Origin of the sequence: Vibrio sp. RM-69-4 (assembly GCF_024743775.1) — a bacterium.
Taxonomy (GTDB): Bacteria; Pseudomonadota; Gammaproteobacteria; order Enterobacterales; family Vibrionaceae; genus Vibrio; species Vibrio anguillarum.
The window spans coordinates 12,919-26,149 of sequence record NZ_JAMQXI010000037.1 but is presented as its reverse complement, the minus strand read 5'-3'; the positions used below and the strand labels follow the sequence as shown (position 1 = coordinate 26,149).

Below are 13,231 nucleotides of genomic sequence, written 5' to 3'. Positions count from 1 at the left end.
AGTATCAAGAATTATGACGTTGGTTTGATTACGCCGCAGCTAACAACTTCTGTTGATGAGCCAAGTATTCATCGTACGTTCCTTGGAAGTAGACCAACTGTTTGTTTTTCACATCAATGATCGAAGTGGCCAGCGAAGAGACAAACTCGCGATCGTGGCTAACAAAAATCAGTGTCCCCGTGTAGGACTTTAGCGCGTTATTGAGCGCTTCAATCGCTTCCATATCCATGTGGTTGGTTGGCTCGTCCATGATCAGCACGTTGATATCTTGCATCATTAGTTTGCCAAATAGCAGACGGTTCTTCTCACCACCCGAGCAGTTTCTTGCTTTCTTATTCACATCATCAGCTGTAAAGAGTAGTCGGCCAAGAATGGCACGTACCATCAAATCATCATGTTTTACGGTGCGCCACTGCGAGATCCAATCAAAGATAGTCAGATCGTTATCAAAATCGACAGTACTGTCTTGAGGGCAATAGCCAATGGAGGCGTTCTCAGACCATTTCACCACACCTTGGTTGGCCTGCAGCTCTTTGACTAAGCAGCGTAGAAAGGTCGTTTTACCGACGCCGTTTTCACCAATTACCGCCAAACGCGAGCCCGCCTCAAGCAGCAGATTACCACCGTTGAAGAGCTGTTCATCGTCAAAAGCGTGGCCGAGATTTTGTAGTTCAAGTGCAAGGCGATGCAGTTTCTTACCTTCACCAAAATCAATCGAAGGACTGATGCGGCTTGAGGATTTCACTTCATCAAGCTTGATCTTGTCCATTTTTTTTGCGCGTGAGCTAGCCTGTTTTGCTTTTGAAGCATTGGCACCAAAGCGGTTAACGAAGTCTTGCAGTTCGCTGATCTCGGCCGCTTTTTTCGCGTTGCCAGAGAGTAGCTGCTCTCGAATCAAGCTCGACGCTTCAAGAAAATACTCATAATTACCCGGATAAATACGCAGTTCACCGTAATCAATATCAGCCATATGGGTACACACTGAGTTCAAAAAGTGACGGTCATGGGAAATAATAATCATGGTGCATTTACGCTGATTAAGTTCTTCAGCCAACCAACCAATGGTGTGGATGTCTAAGTTGTTGGTTGGCTCATCAAGCAGCAAAATATCAGGGTTGGCAAACAAGGCTTGCGCCAACAAAACGCGCAGTTTCCAACCAGGAGCCACTTGTTGCATCAAGCCAAAATGAAACGATTCCTCAATACCCGCTTTTAACAAAATATCACCCGCGCGACTTTCGGCGGTGTAACCATCCATTTCAGCGTATTCGCTCTCAAGCTCGGCGACTTTCATGCCGTCGGCTTCGCTCATCTCGGCTAATGAATAAATGCGGTCACGCTCTTGCTTGATCTCCCATAGTTTACGGTCACCCATAATCACGGCATCAATTACCGTGTATTGTTCGAAAGCAAACTGATCTTGGCTCAGCACACCCAATTTTAGCCCTGGTGTAATGGAGACGTTGCCTGAGCTGGGAGTTAACGCGCCACTCAAGATCTTCATGAACGTCGATTTACCACAGCCGTTAGCGCCAATCAAACCGTAGCGATTGCCGTTACCGAATTTTGCAGAAATGTTTTCAAATAAAGGCTCAGCGCCAAATTGCATGGTGATATTTGCGGTAGAGATCAAGAGAGTTTTCCTAGGTATTCAGTTTAGCGAATCAGTGATGTGCAGACGCCAAATCAGCAGAACATAAACAATGGTTAAATAGGCGGCGAATTATACAGAGTTATTACAAAAAGAACAGATGTGAGAGATAGCTCACAGACGGAAATTGCTCAACGTCGAATTGCCTATCGTTATTGGGGAGAAATGGGTGAATAAAAAACACGCTTCACCACATTTTACAGAATGCAGACTAGTATATGCGCATTCACTTTTATCATTAAAGGGATTTTAACAAGGTGCCACCAGCTCACTGTAGCCCGTTTGATTATCAAATTCTCGCTGAAACACTAAGTCAGGGTAGGAATGTAAAATCAGCTCTGCGGTAGTATTGATAAGACAACCATCCAAAAGATGACCACCGATCACTTTGCCTGTTTTATCTGCAACCGCAATGTGCAAATGCTGATGAGATGCGGTTAGCGTGCCTATCAAAGAGACAATTTCAAATGCATCAACAAGGTGTAGATCTGAAGAGCCATCAGCGAGGCGGATGCGCATTTCAGATAGGCACCCGACACAAGAAGCGATGTTACCTGCTTGTATATTCTCTTGCTTTATCAACGCGGCAATAGATTGCTTTAAGTCGTGGCCTTTTATTAAGCGAGACACTGTCACTTTTATCATAGATAATTCGTTATAAAATTATGGTTGTGTTTAGTTTATCGTGCATGAGAGTTTACGTCTAAAGAGATTACTGCTTATATATCCTTGTTGAGACACAAAGTGGCAATTTTGCTATTTGCTTAAATCCGTTGAGCAACGTCCATCATTTCACCGAGGAGCCTAAGAATGATTGAACTGTATACCGCCGCAACGCCGAATGGTCAGAAAATCTCCATTGCATTAGAAGAAATGGGGCTGCCATACAAGGTCAACGCTTTTGATCTTTCAACCAATCAGCAAAAAGAGCCTGAGTTTACGGCCATCAATCCGAATGGACGTATTCCCGCAATTGTAGATAAAGATAACGATGATTTTCCAGTATTTGAATCTGGGGCAATTTTGCTTTACTTGGCAGAAAAAACGGGAAAATTTCTACCCGTAGATCCGAAAGCCCGCTCTCAAGTGATCCAATGGTTAATGTTTCAAATGGGTGGCGTAGGGCCGATGATGGGGCAAGCTAATGTCTTCTTTCGTTACTTTCCAGAAAAAATACAACCTGCCATTGATCGTTACCAAAAAGAAGGGCGACGTCTATTTGAAGTCATGGATAGCCAATTAGAGCATCACCGTTATCTTGCGGGTGATGAATACACCATCGCCGATATCGCAACATGGCCATGGGTGAGAATTTACGAATGGAGTGGCATTAATATTGACGGGCTTGAGCACCTACAACGTTGGTTGGCGGAAATCGCGCAACGCCCTGCAGTGATTAAGGGGCTTACCGTGCCACCACCAAGTCAAGAAAGCGATGAACAGCGAGCGGAACGCATTCAGAAAATGGTGACAAGGTAACCTGAGTGATGTGTGTATGACAAAACTGTGGGCTTATAAGTTCAGTTGAAGTATTTAACTGTGGTTCCTAATTTGTGCATTTAGCATTACACTGCGTGAAAATTCGTGATAAGAAAAACGTAATGATTAACGATAAAGACACATTAGAAAACGAAGAAATTGAAATAGAGGCGATTGGTATTGAAGTTTCGTCGCAACCTATTGAGCTTTATAAGGTGTTAAAGATTGCTAACCTGGTGGATGGTGGCGGGCAAGCAAAATTCCTGATTAGCGATGGTTATGTGGCGGTCAATGGAGAACTTGAAACCCGAAAACGACGTAAAATGTACAATGGGGATTTTCTTGAATTTAACCAAGAGTACTACGTTGTATTGTGTGACCAACCAGTGATTGAAGCGCCTGAAAATGAGGTGACGTCGGTAGTGGCAGCAATAAATGCGCCTAAACCGAAGCAAAAGGCGTCAAAAGCCAAGCCGGCTAGAAATAAGCCGACGACTACAAAGAAAGAGAATTCCGATGCACCTAAGAGCAAAGATGCTGAGAGTGGCCGTAACTCAATAGACTTTTTCTAATTTTCTGTTTTTAATGATCTGATAAATAAAAGACGGGAGCAATATGGCTCCCGTTGTTATTCAGCGCCATTCATCATCTGTTGCCGATCCACCATTTAACGCGTTAGGATCATCATCAAAAGGGTGCTGTGCCTTATACAGTAACACTTCCAACTGATGTTCTAACTGATTGACCGTCTCATAGTCACCTTCCGAACAGGCTATATAGATCTGTTGTTCTAGTGCTTCAATGCTGTCACGTATGGTCATTTTGCACCTCTCATCTCACCCATTAAAGGTGACTTTTATCTGTTTTCAAATCTATTGTAGTCAAGTAAACCAGATTCGACAGGCTGATTTTTTCGATACCATGCATGAACTTTATCGCTGAACGGCCAAAACTTCGAAGAACTGCGGCGAATGGCGAACCTATCGAGCAACTTAACGTAGTCCTGCTCATTTTGTATTTTACTCAATAAGATTACCAATTCTTCAATCTCGTGTTCATGCAGTGACAAATAAGCAGAAGGGTAACTGCCAATGACACCTCTCACTAGAGTCAAACCATCATTCGCTGGGTCACGGTTGCTTTGTTCATCAAATAGACTTGAAATATTGAGATGTGCGTTATTGTGTAACAAAGTAAAAAGTTGATCCTCTCCGTTTTCAGCCGTGATCATCAACATCATGATTTGTGGCACAGCCAGCAACCCTTCGCCTTTGATCTTATTAATGCTATTTAACATCTGTTCACTGCGCGTTGAAAAACCAGTGTCAATTATCGAATAACGATTTGATAACACAGGTTGAAGCTCAGACTTCAAAAGTGCAAACAACTCAGATTTTGGATCTTGCGTGTGGTAAACAATACTGGTCGGTTGATCAAAAGGGGCCACGTTACGTTGCAAAAAGTCACTGAGTTGAGTGCTTTGATTTTGATACCAACTTGACTGCTCTTGGTGCCTTATCTCTCTAGGCAGCAGAGAGGCAAAATTACTTTCACCTTCAAGACGCAGAAAATCCATAAACATGCGAGTAATGAGCTGGTGGCCGAAATTGCCGTAAACATCAAAACCCGCCACCAGTAAATAATGGATTCTTTCTAGTAGGGCATAGTCTAACACCCATGCTGTTTTGGGGTTTTCTCCCACCAAACCTTGCACTACCGATGCACTATCGAAATGCCTAAAAATAGTCAGTGCCGCATTCGGGTTATAGCCATCACCCATCCACAGTACATCTGTGGTTAAGTTCTCGCCATTTTTGAACCACTTGGTTTTATTAATCGGCTCAGAAAAATAGTTGTTTTAAGTTAGTCGCATTTGGCGGCCAAATTGAGTGAAACACTTGGAAGTGGTTCAGCGCAATACGTTAATCTGGCTAGATTCTTTGCCAAGTTGATGAAGGTTAAACAGTATAACCTAACAAGAAATTCAAGCCTGACTACCAACGCGTGGCTGAATCTGTTCTAAATTGGTTTTGTGGTTACGGCGCATTGCTTTCAATGGCGTTGTGCGTTGGTAGCAGCTTAATTCGGCGTTAGCTGGTAAGTGGAATACTCATCAGAAAAAGGATTGTCTATGTTTAAAGAACCGATAAAGTCATCATTTGCAACGGTACAAATAGGTGTGGCAAAGGCGGACGGTAAGCTGTCGTTGACGGATACAGAGGTTGTTTTTGTCCCATTTAATGAGCAGCTTGGCCTCGGCCCCTACCATATCAAGCGTGATGAAATAAAGTCAGTGATTCAAGATGTGGGTAAGGGGGGTGGGATCATTCCGATCACAACCGATGCAATTCGAATCACTTTATCAAATGAGTCAACGTTTGTTTTTATCACGGCTAATCCGAAACAGTGGGTCGAAATTTTCAGTGAAATTACCAGCTAACAAGGCGTTAAAGTGGGACTTGGCACGCTTGGCATTTTCAATTTGCGTTTGGTTTAGTGGTTAGGGCGTTGTGCGGTCACTTTTGTAGTGCGTGCCGGCGCCCCTTAACGCGGCGTTATGCAACTCAGGTAAATTTAGGGGTTCAATCTTTTGGGATTTCTCCGGCTATTCGTTTTGTGTTGTCGGCAAATGAGCTTTTTATCCTCAGATTCTTGGTTAATTCAAACCGTAAAACGGACAAGATTCTTGGTTTGCCTCAATCATTTTTAGCGTTGGCGCGTTGTGAATTTAGTGGGTGTAAAGTGCGGAAAGGGCAAGTTAATCGATTATTTCGTACTTGTTGAAGATTTCGCTCGTTGAGTTTGTTTCATTCAAAAGCTTGGTTTGTTGTTGAAAGGTGGACTTTGTTTTGGCGGCTCATTTATCACAGTTCTTGCTTGGGTTGATTCTTGAATCACTCAACCATTGCAATTGTGGTTTTTGGTCGCGTAAAGTCAGTTTATCTCATTGAATTTGCATAACAAACGGCTCAAGAGGGATTGCCAACGCGTGGCGGCTTTAGTGCCAAATTGAAGTTTAGTGTTTACAGTGTGTTTTTTGAGTCCGGCGGTGCGTTGTCAACCCCTTAGCCGGGCGTTAGCCGACTTCTACCACCTTACTCATCAGTAAGTGTATACTTAGCCAAGTTTTACTTACATTGAAGAAGACCACCATGACAGCATTGACAGATAACATGTGGAATATGAAACCAAATATACCGTTGGCTAAACAACTTGCCAAAAGAGATGTTCCAGCTTTGGTTTATGACGCTGTTAACCTCGAGGGTGTAGCAATGACTTTGCCTGAGGTGCAAACGATTCTTGATGGGATCACCGTAGGTGGCCATCGAATTAGTGATCAAAATATGGCAATGAACCAAGCTCGAGCATGGGAACTTATTTTTGGCTTAGTTGATCAAGGTGAGTTTCAATTTAATAAAGAAACCGCTTTGAAAATTCACAATATAGCTGGCAAAGAAGAAGCGTTAGAGTGGGGTAAGTTTCGCTCTGGTTACGTTTCCATTACGGGTTCAGAGTATGAGCCCCCCGCTCCAGATGAGTTGGACGATAAATGGCTTGAAGTTGAGAGTCAGGTTAATAGTGAATCTGATGTTTACGATCAAGCAATTACTGCATTTTTACAAATGGCACGCGCTCAATTTTTTTGGGATGTTAACAAACGTACCGGTCGGTTCATGATGAACGGTATTTTGTTGGCTAATGGTTTTCCTATCATTAATGTGCAAGCCAAGCGTCAGCAAGAGTTTAATACGCTCATGCTCGATTTTTACTCTTCTAATGACATGACACAAATGAATAAGTTTTTACGAAGCTGTTTGGATGAAAAGATTATTCGTAATTTCAAGCTAGACCTGAAAATCGGCTAACAAACGCTTCAAGAAGGACAGCCAACGCGTGGCATTTTTATCATGCGTTGGTTTTTGTGATAATGGTGTTATGCGGAAGCTCGGTAGTAGCGTTGTCTGCCCCTTAAGCGGGCGTTATGCAACTCAGGTGACATTAGGGGTTCAATCTTGTGGGATTTCTCCGGCCATTCGTTTTGTGTTGTCGGCAAATAAGCACTTTCACCCTCAAATTCGTGGTTCACTCAAGCCGTAAAACGGGCAAGGTTCTTTGTTTGCCTCAATCCGTTTTGGCGTTGGCGCGTTGTCAGTTTGGTGGGCGCAAAGTGTGGAAAGGGCAAGTTAATCGATTATTTTGTACTTGCTGAAAGTCTTGCTTGTTGAGTTTGTCTCATTCAAAAGCTTGGTTTGTTGTTGAAAGGTGGGCTTTGTTTTGGCAGCTTATTTATCACGACTCCTACTTGGGGTGATTCTTGAATCACTCAACCATTGCAATCGTGGCTTTTGATCGAGTAAAGTCAGTTTATCTTATTGAATTTGCCTAACAAACGGCTCAAGAGGGATTGCCAACGCCTGGCGACTTTAGTGCAAAATTGAAATTCAGTGCTTACGGTGTGTTTTTTGAGTCCGGCGGTGCGTTGTCAACCCCTTAGCCGGGCGTTAGGCAAAGTGAGTTTTTATCAGCTAAATCGAGTTTGAATTGAACGGTAAATTCCATGTTTTGTGGCTTAACTTAAGCAATAAACAATCATCACATATTTGCTGTTTCTTGATCGCGTTGGGTTGCTTTTCTTTGTGAGTTTAGCGGCAAAATAACCTTCAGCATCCAAACGTCCGCCGAGCATGCTACGCTCGTCACTTTTCTTCCAAATCGCTCAATTTGAGTTTTTTGGTTTCTTTGCTGAATTAGGATTTTAGTTTATAAATGAATCGGTTAGTTTGTTCTAAGTTTGTAAAAAAGCCCTGTTCTTTGGTTTTAAAAGTGTTGGTGTCAATTGGTTGGCCTAACAAACGGCTCAAGAGGGATTGCCAACGCGTGGCGGCTTTAGCGCAAAATTGAAGTTCAGTGTTTACAGCAGTTTTTTGAGTTCGGCGGTGCGTTGTCAACCCCTTAGCCGGGCGTTATGTTTAATCACGTCAAATCAGTTGGTTGTAACTTTTCTTTACTCCCTCGGCTTGTTGGTTTTGTGCTTGTCGGCAAGTTGGCTTCGTTTGGCGCTGTTTTCCGGACACTCATTCTTTGGCGCTGGAAATTCAGAGAATTGCCTCAATCAATTTTCGAGTAAGCGCGAGGTTTGTGCGGCTGGCTCAATCAGTATTTTAACCACAAGTTTTTGGGCTTGAATTGCCGAAATTAAAAGTCTGTTTTTCAAATCTATGAGTCGTTTCAGTTTTTCAGGTCTTGGCTTTTGTTTGTCAGTCAAAACCGAGTTAATCTTGGTTTTGGTAAAACGTAAGTCATTGAAGCTTAAACATAACAAACGGTTCAAGAGGGACAGCCAACGCGCGGCATTTTTATCATGCGTTGGTTTTTGTGGTTACGGTGTTATGCAGAAGCTTGGTAATGGCGTTGTCTGCCCCTTAAGCGGGCGTTATGATCTTTTACCATCATCAACCTCCCAGTAAATGGAGTGTAGTTTCTCCTCAATAAAATCGATGAATACTTTTACTTTCTCTGGCATGTGTCGCCTTTCTGGATACACAGCAAAAATGCTGTGGTCTGGTAAGTCATAGTTAGCCAATACTTGAACTAACTGACCTGCATTGAGGTATCTCTGCACAATAAATGTTGGCATTTGACAGATTCCTAGTCCTTGTAAAAGCATCTCACATATAGCATCACTATTATTTACTATGAAATTTCCAGTAGGTTCAATCTTGAGCTTTTCATCTGCTTTAAAAAATGTCCATTCAACACCAGCTTGAAACAAGCTGTAATAAATACAATTGTGATCTTTCAAGTCGTGTGGAGTATTGGGAGTACCAGTTTGTTGCAAATACTCAGGGGATGCACATACAACACTGTTGCACTTAGCGAGTTTCCGAGCAATTAGGCTTGAATCTTTTAATTCTCCGACCCGAATTCCGACATCGTAAGCACCAGCGATCATATCAACAACTTGATCATCCATACTTAAAATGACTTTTATGTCAGGGTACAGATCTAGGAACTCTTTTAGGTGAGGGGCTAGGTGTAATCTGGAAAATGCCATTGGGGCATTAATTTTTAATGTGCCTTTAGGGTTGCCTTGATTTAATGTCGCTGCGGTAATCCCTTGCTGAGCTATGTATACAGAATTACGAGCGTAATCTGAAAACTCTTCACCTGACTCCGTTAGTGTCAACTTTCGAGTACTTCGATGGAATAACCTTGTACCAAGGTTATCCTCTAAACTAGATATACGCTTGCTCACGGCTGACTTTGTCATTCCAAGGCGCTCAGCTGCTAATGAGAATGAGCCCGCTTCTACAACTGCTACAAATATTGGGATTGCGGGAAAAATATCTTTCATTGGTGAGTTTTGCTCAACTTAGTTGTGATAATTTAGCTATTATGCATCAATTTGTTGTTAATTATAATGCCCTCATCAGAAGAGGAAAATTTATGTTAAGACAAAGTGGTTTAGTTATAGTAGCTATTTTTAGTGGTCTATTACTTGCGTTAATGATCAGTGTTAACGCCGAATTAGCAGGTAATACCTCTGCATTTCAAGCATCTTGGATTGCTCATGGGGTTGGTGGCATTACAGCGTGGCTTCTTTATTCTGTATTCAAAAAAAATCACGCTCGCGCAAACCGACCGGAAATCAAGAAACAGTATTGGTTTGGAGGTATTCCAGGTGCTTTAACAGTAGTTTTTGCATCAATGACAGTACAGAGTTATATCGGGCTGACAGGAACTTTAGCGTTGGCGCTCATTGGGCAATTTTTTCTCTCATTAATTCTTGAACATTATGGTTTGTTAAACCAACCCAAAACTAAGGTCACTATAGCCAACTTGTTGCCTACATTATTTGTCGCAATCGGGTCAATTTTAATAATTTACGGTAAGGTAGAGATGTAATGGAATTTATATTACTAGGTCTTCTTAACGGATTTTGTATCACTTTAAGTCGAGTTTTGAATGGTCAGCTTAGTGTGCGTAATGGAGCTTTTCATGCTTCATTCGTGAATCATGCTGTAGGATTTGTTTCGTTGTCCTTATTGCTTATATTTGTAACTGAGCCAGTAAACGCATTACCTCAAGACCTAACTTTATATGTTGGGGGAGTTATTGGTGCGCTGTACGTAGCAGTGAATAGTTTTGTTATGGTTAGGTTTGGGTCAACAAATTCAATAGTATTAGTTGTTGCTGGGCAGATGCTGTTTGGGTTGTTCATTGAGGTCTATAGTTTAGGCTTTGAACAAGTTGGGGCGCAGTTTCTTGGAGCAGTTTTAATTGTCACTGGAGTTTTCTTCAAAGGGCGTTTAGGCTTTCAAAATAAGTAAGTGCAACTTATCAAGGGGAACACATAGCAAAAAAAGCACAACGGCTAGGATTAAGAACAATATCAATGGGTTGTGGAGCATTGGCGTTAGCGATTAGCACGCCTAAAGAAGCAGTATTACAGTGCGCATTATATGTCGTTAGGTTAAATGGAACTGGTATCACATCAAGAATAGTATCCCTCACTTTTGAGGGATATAAGAATGAAGTACGGCGAAATGACAAAAAATTATGTTTTTCGTGAATTTGAATGTCATTTAAGCAAGGAAGAGACGGCAAAACTTTGTTTTAAAAGTGTGAGCGTTGTCAAAAGTTGGGATAAGGGAAAGGAAATACCAAAAGAGTGCAAGCGACTAATGAGGATGGCAAAGGGGCGCGAATTGAGTTCATGCGAAAGCTGGCAGCAATTTAAAATGCATTACAACAGGATGGAACTACCAACCGGACACATGGTAACAGCTCAAGAAATTTTAGCAGGTATCGCGCTACTAGAAATAAAAAGCGAGCTTGAAATCAAAACAACAACGAAGCTACTGGCATTCGCTAGAAGTATCGCAAGGGTTAAAGAAAAGGGTTAGGGGGAAATACTTTCACCCCGTATTACTATACGGGGTGCGCCTTGCGGCTCCACACAAAGGGCATTGCTCGACACTCGCAAAGCCCACACGCTTTAAATCCAATGTCTACGACTATAACCAACACCTAACACGAAACCAAGCAGAAAGAGCGGCCTAGGAGGGCGAGATGTGGCGGCATGTCGAGAAGCATTGGCAGATACTAACCGCGCCGATTGAATCAAGAGAACCAACGGGCAGAGGCGGGCGGCTTGGTGCAGCGCTTGCACTACGTGCATTGCTTATATCTGCGATGCTCAGACTAGCGAACGCTTGAATAACAAAAAAGCGCCTAAAGGGCGCAATGAATATTTTTGGCGCAAATGTTAAATAATTAATATGCGCAATTTTAAGAGTTATAATTAAAACCCTTTATAATAGTAAAGGTATTTAATAAAATGGCTTAAAATAAACCACAAGAACGAATATAAAATGCAAGATGTAATTGCATGTAATTAATAATTTAATATTATAATTCAAATCACAATATTAAAATGTCAAGACTTGTAATTTAATTATTTTATTGTCATGAAATTTGAAAATCATCAATCGCTTTCTCTTAATTGTACGAATAAATGAAGTAAACCCAAATGAGAGAAAAATAAATAACACAAAGGAAAACAAAAGCGAAATGAATTACATGTTATTAAGATAGCCGTGTATCCCCGACGAAACGGGGCCCCTCACGGCTATCTTAATTAGATATTAATAGGAAGCATCGAATCCATTGGGTTGTCGTTTTGTCGCTGGTGCTCATCAGGGTCAACGCAAGTCATTATCCTAACGACATCATCCCAAGTCACTTGGTAAACGCATTCGGCCAAGACTTCAAAGTTGTAACCGATTTGCTGCAGCTGAGTTTGGTCAAAGCTAAACATCTTTTTCTTACCATCGTACACATCGATGTAAATCTTGTAGAAAGTTAAATCACGATTCATTTCCGCACCGGTGCGAGCGATGGCCGTGTAAGCAATTTGCTTTGCGTATCCAGTGACGAACATTTCAAAACCATTCAACGGGCCAAACTTACCAGACGTTTTTTGCTTTGGGTTTTTATCACTAGGGTTACCATCAGGTGCCGAAACTTCTGATTGTTGAGCTTGGGCCGTTTGTTTTTGCTCAGGTTCCGGCGGTGCATCACTACCCGACCAGGCGAAGATATTGAAGATAATACCGAGAATGATAAAAAGTGCACCACCCCAAAAAGGCCAGCGATGCCAAACGGGTTTGATGTCATTGGCCATTGCTTCAGCAACAGAACCCGAACTTTGTGTGTGACTCTGGTAGAAAGGGAAAAATTCCTTTTTATATTTGCGCTGCTCTTCATTGACGACTTCAGTTGTCGCACCAATTCTAACCTTTTTCGTATAAGTCTTATCACTACCGAAAGCCGTATTCTTAGCACAGTAATACGTCATTTCAATCATATCTTTTACGTCACGATGTACTTTCCTTAAATTCTGAGTAAGTAAAATAATATCGTAACCGTAGTGACCATGAAGAGAATAAAACTCTAATATCTTGGAATCCAACTGGCGATTGGGTAATACCATATGACACTCATCAATAACAAATAATGGACCCTTATTGTTATCGTCTCGCCAGTCATCCTGATAATCTTCAAATACTGAAAAAGGCCGCTGAGTTGAACCAAATTCATTTAACTTTCCGTCGACAACTTTAATCAATTTCAGTACGTCATTGCCAAATACTTTCTGGAAATAGCTGATATTCAAAGAGACGTTAGTCACAACCTTGCGCCCTGCTTTGATAGCCGGAATGATGTGGTAAACAACCGACTCATAAGACTTACCAGAGCGCGGACGGCCTACAATAGCGTAAATCATGAGCCTAACCTCGTAAATGGAATCAACTGTAAAATCATTCTAATCGTAATGGCTGCAATGATAATCGAGAGACACTGAGGGAGCCCAACAGCAGACATAACCCAAGCAATATTGGGTGGAATAGACGTAAGATATTGACCAATATCGACAGGTTCAAATATACCCATAACCCAAGAAAGCAATATCTTTATTGCATCAAATATCTGCTCAAAAGCCCATAACAAAAGGTCTTTGAGCATGTCAACCAAGCTCAATAATAAGCTATAGAGAAATGAAAGCAGTTTATTAAATAAATCAGTTATCCAAGACAT

General features: G+C 41.8%; 14 protein-coding genes and 1 pseudogene. 8 read left to right on the top strand and 7 right to left on the bottom strand.

The window, feature by feature from the left end:
• Positions 1 to 28: 28 nt before the first annotated feature.
• Both NB504_RS06270 and NB504_RS06265 read right to left on the bottom strand, forming a co-directional pair.
• Complete coding sequence (locus tag NB504_RS06270) at positions 29 to 1,633, bottom strand: ABC-F family ATPase (protein ID WP_017042824.1); 1,605 nt, start codon at positions 1,631 to 1,633, stop codon at positions 29 to 31.
• A 267-nt stretch (positions 1,634 to 1,900) separates the two neighbouring features.
• Complete coding sequence (locus NB504_RS06265; RefSeq protein ID WP_064626169.1) at positions 1,901 to 2,296, bottom strand: PPC domain-containing DNA-binding protein; 396 nt, start codon at positions 2,294 to 2,296, stop codon at positions 1,901 to 1,903.
• Between the two features lie 165 nt (positions 2,297 to 2,461).
• Here NB504_RS06265 and NB504_RS06260 point away from each other — a divergent pair, with 165 nt between their 5' ends.
• Together NB504_RS06260 and NB504_RS06255 are read left to right on the top strand one after the other, a co-directional pair.
• On the top strand, positions 2,462 to 3,130 hold the full coding sequence (locus NB504_RS06260; RefSeq protein WP_013867809.1) for a glutathione S-transferase family protein: 669 nt from the start codon (positions 2,462 to 2,464) through the stop codon (positions 3,128 to 3,130).
• A gap of 122 nt (positions 3,131 to 3,252) precedes the next feature.
• Positions 3,253 to 3,702: an RNA-binding S4 domain-containing protein gene (locus NB504_RS06255; RefSeq protein WP_258428500.1), complete on the top strand. Its 450-nt coding sequence runs from the start codon at positions 3,253 to 3,255 to the stop codon at positions 3,700 to 3,702.
• 60 nt (positions 3,703 to 3,762) lie between these two features.
• Here NB504_RS06255 and NB504_RS06250 read toward each other — a convergent pair whose 3' ends face one another.
• Both NB504_RS06250 and NB504_RS06245 read right to left on the bottom strand, forming a co-directional pair.
• Positions 3,763 to 3,951: a hypothetical protein gene (locus tag NB504_RS06250; RefSeq protein ID WP_010318257.1), complete on the bottom strand. Its 189-nt coding sequence runs from the start codon at positions 3,949 to 3,951 to the stop codon at positions 3,763 to 3,765.
• Positions 3,952 to 3,986: 35 nt separating this feature from the next.
• Positions 3,987 to 4,955: pseudogene (locus NB504_RS06245) on the bottom strand (fatty acid cis/trans isomerase); the annotation flags it as partial.
• A gap of 306 nt (positions 4,956 to 5,261) precedes the next feature.
• On the opposite strand from NB504_RS06245, the gene NB504_RS06240 reads away from it, so the two are divergent.
• Positions 5,262 to 5,570 (top strand): hypothetical protein, encoded by a 309-nt coding sequence (locus NB504_RS06240; protein WP_258428499.1) that lies wholly within the window; start codon positions 5,262 to 5,264, stop codon positions 5,568 to 5,570.
• Between the two features lie 712 nt (positions 5,571 to 6,282).
• On the top strand, positions 6,283 to 6,996 hold the full coding sequence (locus NB504_RS06235; protein ID WP_170908065.1) for a Fic family protein: 714 nt from the start codon (positions 6,283 to 6,285) through the stop codon (positions 6,994 to 6,996).
• Positions 6,997 to 8,564: 1,568 nt separating this feature from the next.
• Here the strand turns inward: NB504_RS06235 and NB504_RS06220 are convergent.
• Positions 8,565 to 9,485, bottom strand: a complete 921-nt coding sequence (locus NB504_RS06220) for a LysR family transcriptional regulator (RefSeq protein WP_258428498.1) — start codon at positions 9,483 to 9,485, stop codon at positions 8,565 to 8,567.
• 92 nt (positions 9,486 to 9,577) lie between these two features.
• On the opposite strand from NB504_RS06220, the gene NB504_RS06215 reads away from it, so the two are divergent.
• Genes NB504_RS06215 through NB504_RS06200 form a run of 4 tightly spaced genes read left to right on the top strand, consistent with a single transcriptional unit; the run spans position 9,578 to position 11,037 of the window.
• The gene (locus NB504_RS06215; RefSeq protein ID WP_194568146.1) at positions 9,578 to 10,036 is read left to right on the top strand and encodes a DMT family transporter; all 459 of its coding nucleotides are present in this window, start codon (positions 9,578 to 9,580) and stop codon (positions 10,034 to 10,036) included.
• Complete coding sequence (locus NB504_RS06210; protein WP_258428497.1) at positions 10,036 to 10,461, top strand: DMT family transporter; 426 nt, start codon at positions 10,036 to 10,038, stop codon at positions 10,459 to 10,461. Before NB504_RS06215 ends, NB504_RS06210 begins: the two co-directional genes overlap by 1 nt.
• 23 nt (positions 10,462 to 10,484) lie before the next feature.
• Entirely contained in the window at positions 10,485 to 10,703 is a 219-nt protein-coding gene (locus NB504_RS06205; protein ID WP_258428506.1) for a DUF3693 domain-containing protein, read from the top strand.
• Positions 10,663 to 11,037, top strand: coding sequence for a phage protein (locus tag NB504_RS06200; protein WP_122621493.1), 375 nt, complete (start codon positions 10,663 to 10,665; stop codon positions 11,035 to 11,037). The genes NB504_RS06205 and NB504_RS06200 overlap by 41 nt, the downstream gene beginning before the upstream one ends.
• 734 nt (positions 11,038 to 11,771) lie before the next feature.
• Here NB504_RS06200 and NB504_RS06195 read toward each other — a convergent pair.
• The gene (locus NB504_RS06195) at positions 11,772 to 12,920 is read right to left on the bottom strand and encodes a zonular occludens toxin domain-containing protein (RefSeq protein WP_258428496.1); all 1,149 of its coding nucleotides are present in this window, start codon (positions 12,918 to 12,920) and stop codon (positions 11,772 to 11,774) included.
• Positions 12,917 to 13,231 (bottom strand): DUF2523 family protein, encoded by a 315-nt coding sequence (locus tag NB504_RS06190; protein ID WP_258428495.1) that lies wholly within the window; start codon positions 13,229 to 13,231, stop codon positions 12,917 to 12,919. The genes NB504_RS06195 and NB504_RS06190 overlap by 4 nt, the downstream gene beginning before the upstream one ends.